Source organism: Chitinophaga niabensis, assembly GCF_039545795.1.
Taxonomy (GTDB): Bacteria; Bacteroidota; Bacteroidia; order Chitinophagales; family Chitinophagaceae; genus Chitinophaga; species Chitinophaga niabensis_B.
Window position 1 is genome coordinate 5,824,110 of sequence record NZ_CP154260.1, and the last position, 12,311, is coordinate 5,836,420.

14 protein-coding genes are annotated in these 12,311 nt (G+C 45.0%); 3 read left to right on the top strand and 11 right to left on the bottom strand.

Features of this window, described 5'->3' with window-relative positions; genetic code table 11:
* Both ligA and AAHN97_RS23120 read left to right on the top strand, forming a co-directional pair.
* Positions 1-2,094 carry an NAD-dependent DNA ligase LigA gene (gene ligA, locus AAHN97_RS23115; protein WP_343304481.1) on the top strand — a complete coding sequence of 698 codons (2,094 nt, stop codon included), beginning with the start codon at positions 1-3 and terminating at the stop codon, positions 2,092-2,094.
* Complete coding sequence (locus AAHN97_RS23120) at positions 2,091-2,531, top strand: nucleoside deaminase (RefSeq protein ID WP_343304482.1); 441 nt, start codon at positions 2,091-2,093, stop codon at positions 2,529-2,531. Before ligA ends, AAHN97_RS23120 begins: the two co-directional genes overlap by 4 nt.
* 353 nt (positions 2,532-2,884) lie before the next feature.
* Here the strand turns inward: AAHN97_RS23120 and AAHN97_RS23125 are convergent, their stop codons facing one another.
* From AAHN97_RS23125 to AAHN97_RS23135, 3 genes are all read right to left on the bottom strand, one after another.
* Entirely contained in the window at positions 2,885-3,835 is a 951-nt protein-coding gene (locus tag AAHN97_RS23125; protein ID WP_343304483.1) for an SPFH domain-containing protein, read from the bottom strand.
* A 191-nt stretch (positions 3,836-4,026) separates the two neighbouring features.
* Positions 4,027-4,236, bottom strand: a complete 210-nt coding sequence (locus tag AAHN97_RS23130) for a hypothetical protein (protein ID WP_074241926.1) — start codon at positions 4,234-4,236, stop codon at positions 4,027-4,029.
* A 214-nt stretch (positions 4,237-4,450) separates the two neighbouring features.
* Positions 4,451-5,143, bottom strand: coding sequence for a LuxR C-terminal-related transcriptional regulator (locus AAHN97_RS23135; protein ID WP_343304484.1), 693 nt, complete (start codon positions 5,141-5,143; stop codon positions 4,451-4,453).
* Between the two features lie 261 nt (positions 5,144-5,404).
* Here AAHN97_RS23135 and AAHN97_RS23140 point away from each other — a divergent pair, with 261 nt between their 5' ends.
* On the top strand, positions 5,405-5,998 hold the full coding sequence (locus tag AAHN97_RS23140) for a superoxide dismutase (protein WP_074241924.1): 594 nt from the start codon (positions 5,405-5,407) through the stop codon (positions 5,996-5,998).
* A gap of 167 nt (positions 5,999-6,165) precedes the next feature.
* On the opposite strand, the gene AAHN97_RS23145 is transcribed toward AAHN97_RS23140, so the two are convergent.
* From AAHN97_RS23145 to rpmH, 8 genes are all read right to left on the bottom strand, one after another.
* Entirely contained in the window at positions 6,166-6,942 is a 777-nt protein-coding gene (locus tag AAHN97_RS23145) for a 3-keto-disaccharide hydrolase (RefSeq protein ID WP_343304485.1), read from the bottom strand.
* A 3-nt stretch (positions 6,943-6,945) separates the two neighbouring features.
* Positions 6,946-8,331, bottom strand: coding sequence for a Gfo/Idh/MocA family protein (locus AAHN97_RS23150; RefSeq protein ID WP_343304486.1), 1,386 nt, complete (start codon positions 8,329-8,331; stop codon positions 6,946-6,948).
* A gap of 38 nt (positions 8,332-8,369) precedes the next feature.
* Positions 8,370-9,143, bottom strand: coding sequence for an endonuclease/exonuclease/phosphatase family protein (locus AAHN97_RS23155; RefSeq protein WP_343304487.1), 774 nt, complete (start codon positions 9,141-9,143; stop codon positions 8,370-8,372).
* Between the two features lie 180 nt (positions 9,144-9,323).
* Positions 9,324-9,587, bottom strand: coding sequence for a hypothetical protein (locus tag AAHN97_RS23160; protein ID WP_343304488.1), 264 nt, complete (start codon positions 9,585-9,587; stop codon positions 9,324-9,326).
* Position 9,588: 1 nt separating this feature from the next.
* Complete coding sequence (locus AAHN97_RS23165) at positions 9,589-11,247, bottom strand: S41 family peptidase (protein ID WP_343304489.1); 1,659 nt, start codon at positions 11,245-11,247, stop codon at positions 9,589-9,591.
* A 54-nt stretch (positions 11,248-11,301) separates the two neighbouring features.
* Positions 11,302-11,532 (bottom strand): membrane protein insertion efficiency factor YidD, encoded by a 231-nt coding sequence (gene yidD, locus AAHN97_RS23170; protein ID WP_200798352.1) that lies wholly within the window; start codon positions 11,530-11,532, stop codon positions 11,302-11,304.
* Between the two features lie 11 nt (positions 11,533-11,543).
* On the bottom strand, positions 11,544-11,933 hold the full coding sequence (locus AAHN97_RS23175; RefSeq protein WP_343308282.1) for a ribonuclease P protein component: 390 nt from the start codon (positions 11,931-11,933) through the stop codon (positions 11,544-11,546).
* Positions 11,934-11,949: 16 nt separating this feature from the next.
* Positions 11,950-12,105 carry a 50S ribosomal protein L34 gene (rpmH, locus tag AAHN97_RS23180; protein WP_012788729.1) on the bottom strand — a complete coding sequence of 52 codons (156 nt, stop codon included), beginning with the start codon at positions 12,103-12,105 and terminating at the stop codon, positions 11,950-11,952.
* Positions 12,106-12,311: the final 206 nt, after the last annotated feature.

The following is a 12,311-nucleotide window of genomic DNA, read 5'->3' on the forward strand; positions in this document are numbered from 1 at the left end:
ATGTATAACAAGGAAACAGAGATCAAATTAGCCCGCCTTGGCAAAACGCTCCTGAGCCAGGCGCCCGGTGCTGATGTTACAGAAACCATTGCCGCCCTGCGGGATGTTATCCGCCATAGCGACTGGCGCTATTATATTCAGGACGATCCCGTGCTGAGCGACCAGGAGTATGATCAGTTGTTCTCCCAGTTGAAAAAGCTGGAAGCCGCACATCCTGAACTGGTAACCCCGGATTCTCCCTCACAGCGTGTGGCACAGGGACTTACAAAAGTATTCCCTACCGTGCAACACCTGGTACCCATGCTCAGCCTGGAGAACTCCTACGATGCAGATGACCTGATCGACTGGGACCGCAAAGCCCGTGAGGCCAGCGGACTGGATGAACTGGAATATTGCATCGAACCCAAGTTCGATGGCGCCAGTATTTCACTCATCTATGAAAATGATCTGCTTGTACGTGGTGCTACCCGTGGAGATGGATTACAGGGAGATGAAATAACCGTGAACATCCGCCAGATCCGCTCTATTCCTTTATCCGCCGGATTCTCTAAATATGGTATCCAGCAGATTGAACTGAGAGGAGAAGTGCTGATCAACAAAACCACTTTCAAGAAACTGAATGACCAGCGCATTGCAGAAAACCTGCCGCCACTGGCCAATCCACGCAATGCCGCATCCGGTTCTTTACGTATCGTAGATCCGAATGAAGTAGCCAAACGCGGACTGGAAGCCTTTTTATACAACATGAGCTATCACACCATGTTGGATGATAAGGAAGAACCGGAAGCTATACGCACACACAGCAACACGCTGGATATGTTGTGGCAGTTGGGTTTCCGCAGTCCTGCCAAAGAAAAGAAAATAGTACGCGGCATACAGGCCGTGATAGATCACTGCCTGAAATTTGAAACCGAGCGGGATGATCTGCCTTATGAAATAGACGGCATGGTGATCAAAGTGAACGACTATGCTTTGCAGGATAAAATGGGCATGACCACCCATCACCCCCGCTGGGCCATTGCCTACAAATTCAAAGCACGCCAGGCTACCAGTAAACTCCGCAGTGTGGAATTCCAGGTAGGACGCACCGGTTCTGTTTCTCCTGTAGGGAAAATAGATCCCGTTCCCATTGGCGGTGTAATGGTAGGTTCCATGAGTTTGTTCAATGAAGATGTGATCCGGGAAAAAGACTTGAAGATAGGAGATACCGTACTGGTAGAAAGAGCAGGAGATGTAATTCCCTACATCGTAAAATCCATGGCAGACCTGCGGGATGGCAGTGAAAAGGATATCATATTCCCCACCAATTGCCCGGTATGTAATGATGCCCTCTTTAAACCGGAAGGTGAAAGTGTATGGCGTTGTGTGAACTTCAGCTGTGAAGCACAGGTAGTGGAACGTATGATCCACTTTGTAAGCAAAGATGCGATGGACATCCGCAGCCTGGGAGAAAGCCAGGTACGCAAGTTCTATGGACTGGGCCTCTTAAAAGATGTGCAGGGAATTTATACCCTCAACTTTGAAGAGATCGCCAAGCTGGATGGTTTTGGGCCAAAGTCCATCACAAACCTGCAAACTGCTATAGATACTTCCCGCTCACAACCACTGCATCGCCTGATCTTTGGGCTGGGCATCCGTTATGTAGGAGAAACCACTGCCAAAACTTTAGCGAAAGCAGTAGATCATCTCATGGACCTGGTGAACTTCACAGAGGAACAATTGCTCGCGCTGGAAGACATTGGCCCCAAAGTAGCAGGCTCTGTAAAACAATTCTTCGCCAATGAAGATAACATCCACCTATTGAAAGAACTGGAACGCCTGGGCCTGAACCTGCATAGTACGAAAGGTTCTCTTTCTGCAGAAGGTACTTTAAGCGGCCAGACTTTCCTCTTCACCGGAACACTCAGCAAACTCAAACGCAGTGATGCAGAGGCCATGGTAGAAGAACATGGCGGAAAGTTATTAAGTGGCGTAAGCAGCAAACTGAATTACCTCATTGTGGGAGAAGATGCGGGAAGTAAACTGGAAAAGGCAAAGAAGATCAACACGATCAAAATACTTTCCGAAGATGAATTTATAAACATGATTTCATGAGTGATGAATATTTCATGCAGCAGGCTTTGAAGGAAGCACAGAAAGCACAGGAGAAAGGAGAAGTACCCATTGGCGCAGTAGTAGTGATGAATGAACAGATTATCGGCCGTGGGTACAACCAGGTGGAAATGTTGAATGATTGTACGGCACATGCAGAAATGATTGCACTCACCGCTGCGTTTAATTATTTAGGCAGTAAGTACCTCATGGATGCCACTTTGTATGTAACGTTGGAACCCTGCTTTATGTGTGCTGGTGCCCTCTACTGGAGCAAGATCGGCAGGATTGTATATGGTGCGGAAGATGAGAAGAACGGATACAGAAGAGTAGCGGGAGAACGTTCTCCCTTTCACCCCAAAACAAAACTGGAAAGTGGCTTGTATGGGGAAGAGAGTTTGAAGATGGTGAAAGCGTTTTTTGCAGCGAGGAGGAAGTAACAGGTAAGATTAAGACAATCCTGACGATAAAAGAAAAAAGTTAGCTAAAGAACCCATTATCTGGAAGGGAGATCTTTTAGATGATTGTACTGCTGAATGGGCCGGATTAATGTTAAGGGCCGAATGGATGGATGAAGATTTCTGGTGGTGGGCTGTTTATGACATGCAAAAAAAAGGATGAGGATGTAATTGATGCCTCTTATAACTATGAAATATCATTCCAGGTGGAGAGATCGCAAGAGCAAAGGCTGAAAGTGTTGCCAGAGCATATCTCGGAATTGATTCATAACAATGTTATCTCATAAAAAAAGGCCCGCTCTTTTCAGAACGGGCCTTTCCATTTTCATAAAATATTATTTCTTAGCCGGAGCCGTTTCATTTTTCACTTCCATCAACTGATTCAAACTCATCAATTGCTTCATGGTTTTATCCATGCCTTCTGAAGAACCATCCAGGAAGATCACGTTACCACGGGAGTTCTCAGAGAAATGTTTGATCCCTTCCACCCACATGGAGAACAGGATCACAGAAGTATCCAGGTTGGCCTGTTGCATTTCTTTTGCAGCCATGCTCATACCTTTGGCCACCTCTTCCCGGAACAGCGCCACACCACGGCCACGTAACTGTGCCGCCTGCCTTTCTGCTTCCGCAGCAATCTTAATGGCATTACCATCTGCTTCTGCTGCTTTGGTTTTGGTGATCAGTAAAGCCTGCCCTTCATTCTCAGCGGCAGCTTTCAGGTTATTGGATGCAACCACCTGCGCCATAGAGCGCATGATGGCATCATCAAAAGTGATATCGTTCAATTGAAGATCCTGCAGATGGAATCCCCATGTTTCCAGGGTAACGTCTATCTGTTCTTTTACATGTTCTGTAATGTCTTTCCGGAGGGCCAGTACTTCCGCCTGTTTTTTAGTGGCCACAAAACCACGGATGGAACCTTCGATGGTACGGATCAGCGCCTGCATGAAACTACGTTCATCCATAAACTTGAAGGCCACATTTTTGATGACCTCCTCCTCCTGGTTCAGCACGGAGTAGAGCAACATGGCTTTGAAATAAACATTCGCCTGGTCCACCGTAATAGCCTGGAATTCCAGTTCCACGGAACGGTTCTGAATAGAGATGCGTTTAAATACCTTTTCGATCAGAGGTATTTTGAAGTTAAGACCCGGCATCAATATCCGGTTGTACTTGCCAAAGATGGTGGTCACACCAATGGTGCCCTGTTGCACAGTCACAAAGGAAGATAACAGGATGAGAACGACCAGCCCAATAAGAATATACAAAAAAAGGTTATCCATAGTGTAAAGGATTTGAACCTAAATGTAATCAAAATCCTCCACTATGGGTAATCGTTATTGAACGGCAAGCAGGGTTTCCAAACACGCGGATTTAAAAGGCCGGTTTGCGTGGATTTTTTTGGAGTATAACAAACAACGAATGATCCGTGTGGGTTAAACACGCGACAATGCATGAAATACTAATAGATCTATTATATCTTTTGGCATTTCTTGAAGTAGATAAATACATCATCCAACTCAATTTGCTTTAATTGATAGGCTAATTGGGTTTTCAGATCATCGGCTTCTTCTTTAATTTTTTTGTACTTGTCCTTTAATGTTTGATACCTGGTAACAATTTCTTCGGGTGTGGCAGTTTGATCCAATGCCAGGATATCATACGCATTTTCTTCGGTTATCATAGTGATAAGTATTACCTCAAAAACTATCCAAATGAACTCCGTGATAATTCAGGCTACTAAATTAGTGGAGTTTAACACGATTGAAAATACCCAAGCTTGGGTATTTTTTGACCGCATTTCCGCATCACACTTCAGTTGTAGAAGGGTATTACAGATTACATCTGGAAATATGTAAATTGATTATCAATGTTAAAAAACACTTATTTGTGTGGCATTATTGCAATCCTATCTGTTTTGCAAGGGCAACAAGTTCAGGGGTATTTTTAACCTTTAATTTTAACCGGATGTTCTTCCGGTGGGTTTCAACAGTGTATCTGCTCAAATTGAGCTTTTCGGCTATTTCTTTATTGTTGTGTCCGCGGCCAGCTAAAATGAAAATGTCTTTTTCCCGGGCGGTCAATTTGTTGAGTACGTCTTCATTACTACGTCTTAATACAGCGCGTAAAGCTTCACTGATCTGGGTGCCGGTGTCTATGGCATGGGTGAAATCCAGGAAAACGCAGATCACGTCTTCCACATTTCCCAGCTTGTCGTAAGTAAAAGGAATGCCCAGGCCTACTACCCAAAACCATTCTCCTTTCCCACGTTTGCGCACCCGCATGATCCCTCCGAACATACCTTTCTTTTCCTGGAAAGACTGTTGTGACATGGTGAGAATGCTGGCATCATCAGGGTGAGTGACCTCTTTAAAGAATTGGGTACCAAGGGAAAGGATCTCTTCCAGGGAATAACCAAGGGTTTCTGTCAAATTACTATTACACCAGTTAACGGCCTTTTTGGCGTTGTTGGACGTATAAAGCATAGCCGGCATGTTGTCTATGATCTTTTCCAAATGTTGTAGCCGGCTCCGCAATTGCGCATTCTCCGATATCAGCGCATCTAGAGAGTCGCGTGGTTCTGTGCCCATGTCCTGCATATTTATGTTTTAAACAAACAATAGTGAAAACTAACGATGAATGCTATACGAATATAATTAAATGCTAAACAACCGTTATAACACCTTTATGTAAATATAAAAGAAAAAGGCATATATCCAACTGACGTTAACAAGCTGCAACCCTTCATTCCAGGGCTTCCCAGAAAGGGTTTGACAATTACCGTATTAGGCATTAAATTTGGTTCTTCTAACAAGGGAAAATAATTTTTTAACCCATAAAAAAATTGAATTATGGCTTTTACACTTCCTGCTTTGCCGTATGCTTCTGACGCGCTGGAGCCGCATTTCGACAAGCAAACGATGGAAATACATCACGGCAAACACCACCAGGCTTATGTGGACAACCTGAACAAAGCTGTTGCCGGCACAGAGAATGAGAACAAATCGCTGGAAGAGCTGGTTGCCAAAGCTGGTGCTATCAGCCCTGCTGTGCGCAACAACGGTGGTGGTCACTGGAACCACAGCTTTTTCTGGGAAAGCCTGGCACCTAATAAAGGTGGTACACCCAGTGGCAAACTCGCAGATGCTATCAACAGTACTTTCGGTTCTTTTGATGCATTCAAGGAAAAATTCAATGCTGCCGGTGTTTCCCGCTTTGGATCCGGCTGGGCATGGCTGCTGGTGAAAGATGGCAAACTGGAGATCTCCTCCACGCCTAACCAGGACAATCCCCTGATGGATGTTGCAGAAGTAAAGGGCACGCCTATATTAGGTGTGGACGTTTGGGAGCATGCCTACTACCTCAAATACCAGAACCGCCGCGCGGAATACCTCGCTGCTTTCTGGAACGTGGTGAACTGGGATGCAGTGAGCAAACGCTTCTAGGATGTGAATGAACTTCATTATAAAGGGGGAGAGCAACAGTTTTCCCCCTTTTCTTTTATGCACTACCCAAAGCCAATTCACCCGGCATTTCACTTTATTCAGTGCATACAAAAAAAGGGGCAGCAGGATCTAAACCCTGCTGCCCCTTTACTATTTTACCTGTACTACTACAGTTGCTTGATCTTCACGTTCTTAAACCAGATCTCACTACCGTGGTCCTGTACGCAGATATGGCCTTTCTTAGCAACGCCATATCCTTTGTAGTCTTTCCATTTACCTGTAGTTTTATTCTTCGTCCACTCCGGCGTCCACATCTCTGTATCTACCACTTTCTCTCCATTCAGCCAATGTTCCAGGTGCCCCTTGTTTAACACAATGCGGGTATGGTTCCATTCGCCAACTGGTTTTGCAGCCAGTTTGGAAGGAGGGTTCATAGCGTAGTTAGCACCTGATTTCTGCCAGTCTTCCAACTTCTCCGGAAAGTTTTCATCGTCTATCAGTTGATACTCAGGGCCGCTCATATAAGGTGCGTCAAACTCTTCTGTTACCAGGTAGAGGATACCGCTGTTCCCTTGTGGTGCTATTTTCCAGTCAGCCACTAGTTCAAAGTTCTCAAACTCCTCATTGCTGAGCAGGTCTGCACGCATATCACTTTTATCCGTAGTGCTGCCAGTGCAGTGAATAGTACCATCCTGGGCAGACCAGGTTTTGTTCTCCTTGTTCTTGTACATTCTCCAGCCATCCAGGTTGGTACCGTTGAACAGGAGTTTCCAGCCTTCTGCTTTTTCAGCTTCGGTTAAAACATTGGCAGGTGCTTCTGTTGCTGTTTTATTTTCACTGCCTATTGCCAGTGAATCCTTTTTCTCTTCCGTTTTTCCTGCATTTCCACAAGAGGCAAAGCCTATCATAGCTAAGCAGAATGCAGGGAGCGCTAATCTTTTCATAAATTATTTATTTACAGTTTTCAAAGTTTCAGGATTCCAGTGCATGATCTTATTCTGGAAATAACTGTCGTTACACAGCAGGGCAGGTGCAGCAGCGCGGAAGCCGAACAGCGCATCCTCACTTACTTTACCCTTGGTACGCATAGCATTGAACAGATTGTAGAAGTGATCAAAATGTGCGCCTTTGTATCCTTCTTCTGCTACGTATTCCATTTTTTCCGGTGCCAGCATATCCTTACGCTCGTATACATATTGTTTGCCGTTATCTTTCTGATTCTTTGTTTGCAACAACGGATCGTCAGAAGCAGCATATGCTTTGTTCCTGTAAAGGGTTACTTTATCCCACTCAACCGTCATGGAACCTTCGCTGCCCACCATGCGGAGGTAGTTGGTTCCGCCTGTACCGTCCACAAAGTTCACACGGAGGCTCAGGTTAAATGCAGGGTGGATCTTTGTTTCAGGATAATCGAACATACCCAGCATTACATCGGGTACTTCCCTGCCATCTTTCCAGTAACGCAAACCACCAGTAGCCATGATCTTTTCAGGTCCTATGGAACCCGTTACCAGGTGGAGACTGGAGAATAAGTGAACGAAAAGGTCGCCGGAAACACCCGTACCGTAATCACGGTAATTCCTCCAGCGGAAGAAACGTAATGGATCAAATGCGCGTTTGGTGTTGTTGGCAAGGTAAGCATCCCAGCCTACTGTTGCCGTAGAAGCATCTGCAGGGATAGGGTATTGCCATGCGCCGAATGGAGACATCCGCGCCCAGAAACCCTCTGCATAGTTCAGTTGACCGATAGCACCATCTTTCAGCAACTGGCGGGCTTTTTCATTACCCAGTGAGCTAACGCCCTGGCTGCCTACTTCATAGATCACCTTGTTGCGGTTCTGTGCTTCTACTACTGCTGCACCCTCTGAAACATCATGTACCATTGGTTTTTCGCAGTATACACTCTTGCCTTTATTCATGGCAGCAACAGAAATATCTTTATGCCAGCTGTCCGGCGTAGCAATGATCACAGCATCAATATCCTTACGCTCCAGGATCTCTTTGTAATCACGCGTGGTGTAAATATCATTGCCCCATTTCTTTTTAGCATCCGTCAGGCGGCCATCATACAGATCGCAGGCGGCAATCAGTTTCACACCGGGTACTTGTATGGCGGTATTTGCATCTGCCGTTCCCATTCCACCCGCTCCGATCAATGCTATCTGGATCTGATCGTTAGCACTGTATCTATCATTCTGACGGGAGAGTTGTTCTAGACTTCTCTTCCGGTCTGCCGCTGTAATGATGTTTGGCAATAAAGAGGCTCCCACTACGGTTTTAGCCAGTTTGGTAATAAAACCGCGCCGTGAGTTACCTTGAGAATTTTCCGTCATGCTAAGTATAATTTATGTATTTAAAGATAAAACGATGGCTATTTCAAACGCAAAACAGCGTTCACGGGTAAATGATCCGATGCATATTTCTCCTGGATCACCTGGTGTTTTTGCACTTCAAATTTCCCTGGCGTAAAGGATATGAAATCAATACACCGGCGTGGGTTCTCCACCGGGATGGTAAATCCGCAGTCCTTACAGCTACGGGTAAAATACTGGTCCAGTATATCAATAACAGGACTGCCCTCCGGAGCGTTCAAATCTCCTGCCAGAATAACCGGGTAAGGCTGATCTTTTAATATAGCTGTTACCTCTTTGATCTGCACCAGCCGGTTAGTATCACCTCTTTGTGCATCCAGGTGGGTACAGGCTACGAGTAAACGTTTATTTCCCGGAAGCTGTAATAACACAGTAGCTAATACGCGCGGCTCACCATTTGTCCCTGCTATGGTTGTTAAAGGATATCTTTTTTTTTCAATAATGGGATAATGGGTAAGGATGGCAACGCCGTATTCCCCTCCGTCATGGTCAATCCCTTTGGCAAAGAAGTAAGCCATCTTACTGCTTTTGGCCAGCTCTTCCGCCTGGTGAATATCTTTACCGGAACGGGCTGTATGTACATCTACTTCCTGGAGCAGCACAATATCCGGGTTTACATCGCTGATCACCTTTGCAATAGCGGGAATATCTTTCTTGCCTTTTACAGAAGGCGGATTGGCCACATGGATGTTGTAGCAAAGAACATTGATGGGGCTTGTTTTAGCACTGGTTACAGTTTTCCCGGCGGAGCAGGCGCCCAGGATTATGACCATCAATAATGCAAGATGGAAGCGGCTTAATTCATACATACCCTAAAAAAACGAAAAACAATTTAGCTGTGCAATGGTAAGCACCGCTAAATTGTTAATATTTTTCTGCAATGGGTTGCATTCATGAATAAGTACTGACACTTATTCAAAAAATATAAAAGTGTTAAAGGCTACAAGTTAAAGTTATTCGTCCTTTTTCCTGGGGGTTATATTATAAAACTTCAATTGATACTCCATTTTTCCCCATAAATATTCATACGCTTCTGCATCACAATCAAAGGTTCTATAGTCATGCCTTTCTCCCTTCTCATCCAAATAAAAAAATTCCCACTTAGAATAGTTCTTGTATAAAATGCAGGCATCCGGTTTTAAGCCCTCGTCTAATGAGTACCAATATTCTGGGATATTATTCCAATATAGTTTATCCTTTAATTCAAAGTAATCCATCCTAATTCTTCTTCTGCAACAAAGCCTGGTACTTTGCCGGAGCATGCAACAAACTCACTGCCTCATCCACATCCTTATCCCAGCTCAAACCCTTTTCTATCCTGCCCAGCTGCGGATAGTAACGGTTCATGATCTCTTCTTCCAGCAGTTGGCGGATCTCTGTTTTATTCTTCAGCATATCCTGCTTTTTATCGTGCTTCATTTTCTGCTGCAGGGCATCAAACTCTTTAGATAAGCCGTCATAATATTTCTCGCGTTCTGCAGTAGTGCGGAAACTTTCTAATGCTTCCTCACTGCGGGTTTTATAGCTGTAATCCTTCCCATCCAGGAACTTTTCAAAATCGCTGAACTCTGCATCTGTGAGTGAGAACTGAGATGCCGGTTTCACCTGTGGATGGGAATAATAATAACGGGTAGCATAATCGAAGATGAACTGTTTGCGCAGTAAAGTAATGGCCACCTGGCTTAGTACCATGCTTTCTACTTTTGCATCCGGTTCAATTCCACCGCCATCTTTAACAGGCCTGCCACCTGCTGTTACAAAGGAACGGCGCAGGGAATCTGCTACATACACAGCTTCGCCATCTTCTGTTTTGTGGGAATAATCGATGGCTTGTATGCAACGGCCACTGGGTGTGTAATAACGTGCAGTGGTCACTTTCAGTTTTGCATTATAAGGCAGCGGGCGTGTAGTTTGTACCAGTCCTTTTCCATAAGATCGCTGGCCTACTACTACACCACGGTCCAGGTCCTGCACGGCACCTGCCACAATTTCTGCGGCGGATGCAGATGTACGGCTGGTCAGTACTACCAACGGAACCTGTGCATCCACGGCAGCCTGGGAGGTTTTATATTCCCTGTCCCAGCTTTTCACTTTTCCTTTGGTGCTAACGATCAGTTGATTTTTATCGATGAAGATATTGGATAAGGTCACGGCTTCTTCCAGCAAACCACCGGGATTTCCGCGGAGGTCCAATATCAGTCCTTTCAGTTGTGGTTGCGATTGTTTCAGTTTTTCAAATGCCTGTTGTACCTGCAGGCCACTGTTCTCTGTGAACTGGCTCATTTTAATATAGCCAATGTCGTTACGGATCACGCCGGAATAACTCACAGGTTTCACATTGATATCATCACGGATGATCTTATAAGCTTTTTCCACTCCGGTGAGCGGATGGCGGAGTACGATATCCAAAGAAGTGCCGGGGTTGCCTTTCAGCATGAGGCTGATATCCTCCTGTTCCATGTTCTTTGCGCTTTTGCCATTGAGGGAAACAATGATGTCTCCTGCTTTCACGCCGGCTTTGGCCATAGGGCTTCCTTCATATACATCCGTAATGGAGGTCCATTCTCCTTCTGTATAAATGGAAGTACCCACCCCGCCGTATTTACCGGTAGCCATAAAACGCAATTCATCCAGTTCCTCTTCCGGCACAAAATCCGTGAAGGGGTCTGTTTCTTCCAGCATGGCTTCAATGCCTTTATGCATGAGCTTTTCAGGTGGAAGGTCTTCCACATAGTACGTATTCAGCTCACGGTAGAACGCTGCAAAAATGTCCAGGTTCTTGGCAATGAGAAAGTATTTATCGCTGGTACGGAAAGCTACTAATACAAGGCAGAGGCCCAGTAAGGAGAACAGTATCAGTTTTTTGGATATCCGCATACGGAAAATTTGAAAAGGTTTTTAAAAATACAGGCGCTGCGACCCGAAACAAATTCAGGGCACGGGATCATAACCATGGCCTCCCCAGGGATGGCAACTCAGGATACGTTTGATAGTCAGCCAGCCCCCCTTGAAGATCCCATGTTTCTTAAAGGCCTCCAGGCCATAATGGGAGCAACTTGGTGTATACCGGCAACGGGCGCCTAAGAATGGACTTATGCACCACTGGTATATTTTGATCAGTAATATAAATGGGAAACTTAATATAATTAGTAATTTCTTCATCAGCCAACACCTCAGATGGATTTCTTCAATCTCTCTAAAATTACCGAAAATTTATCGCGAAGGGTAGGGAAATCAGCTATTTTTTTGTCTGTATAAATAAAAAAAACAGCCATTTGGGTGGATTTACCGGCAAGGGCATCATAGAGTCCCTGCTTTTGGAGACGGTAACATTCACGGCCCAACCGTTTAATACGGTTACGGTCTACGGCATGGGGGAATTTGCGGGACGATACACTAAAACCGGCCTGAACAGGATATTTATCCGAAGTGAGGGTAGCCGGCATGAAAATGACCCGATAGGGGAAAATAGAAAACGCTTTTCCTTTGCGAAAAAGCGTTTCAATCATTTTCCTGCTTTTTAACTTCTCCTCCTTGTTAAAAGAATAAGTTTTTATGGCAATATGAGTTGATGTCGGATTATTTCAGCTTGCGCTCGTCAGAAACGGTCAGCTTCTTTCTGCCCTTCGCTCTGCGGGATGCCAATACTTTACGGCCGTTGGCAGTTTCCATTCTCTTTCTGAAACCGTGTACGCTCTTTCTGCGTCTGTTGTGCGGTTGAAAAGTACGTTTCATCTTGTTTTTTAATTTTCCTTTATACTTAAAACTTGTTACCCATCCCGTCTTTCAGGCGGGCGACTGTGATCAGCCCCGTTTAAAACGGAAGGCAAAGGTAGGGTAAAATATTTAAAATGAAAAGCCTAAGCCAAGATTTCTGAAAAATGCTTACTGATAGTATTTTACCAGCACCCTGACCCTAAAACCTTGATCATTCCTTTATC

Bases quoted from the DNA above. Each gene is read 5' to 3' on its own strand.
- AAHN97_RS23120 (WP_343304482.1), top strand. From the start codon at position 2,091: ATGAGTGATGAATATTTCATGCAGCAGGCTTTGAAGGAAGCACAGAAA.
- AAHN97_RS23150 (WP_343304486.1), bottom strand. From the start codon at position 8,331: ATGACGGAAAATTCTCAAGGTAACTCACGGCGCGGTTTTATTACCAAA.
- AAHN97_RS23135 (WP_343304484.1), bottom strand. From the start codon at position 5,143: ATGGGCACAGAACCACGCGACTCTCTAGATGCGCTGATATCGGAGAAT.
- AAHN97_RS23165 (WP_343304489.1), bottom strand. From the start codon at position 11,247: ATGCGGATATCCAAAAAACTGATACTGTTCTCCTTACTGGGCCTCTGC.
- AAHN97_RS23160 (WP_343304488.1), bottom strand. From the start codon at position 9,587: ATGGATTACTTTGAATTAAAGGATAAACTATATTGGAATAATATCCCA.
- AAHN97_RS23145 (WP_343304485.1), bottom strand. From the start codon at position 6,942: ATGAAAAGATTAGCGCTCCCTGCATTCTGCTTAGCTATGATAGGCTTT.
- yidD (WP_200798352.1), bottom strand. From the start codon at position 11,532: ATGAAGAAATTACTAATTATATTAAGTTTCCCATTTATATTACTGATC.
- AAHN97_RS23140 (WP_074241924.1), top strand. From the start codon at position 5,405: ATGGCTTTTACACTTCCTGCTTTGCCGTATGCTTCTGACGCGCTGGAG.
- AAHN97_RS23155 (WP_343304487.1), bottom strand. From the start codon at position 9,143: ATGGTCATAATCCTGGGCGCCTGCTCCGCCGGGAAAACTGTAACCAGT.
- AAHN97_RS23125 (WP_343304483.1), bottom strand. From the start codon at position 3,835: ATGGATAACCTTTTTTTGTATATTCTTATTGGGCTGGTCGTTCTCATC.
- rpmH (WP_012788729.1), bottom strand. From the start codon at position 12,105: ATGAAACGTACTTTTCAACCGCACAACAGACGCAGAAAGAGCGTACAC.
- AAHN97_RS23130 (WP_074241926.1), bottom strand. From the start codon at position 4,236: ATGATAACCGAAGAAAATGCGTATGATATCCTGGCATTGGATCAAACT.
- ligA (WP_343304481.1), top strand. From the start codon at position 1: ATGTATAACAAGGAAACAGAGATCAAATTAGCCCGCCTTGGCAAAACG.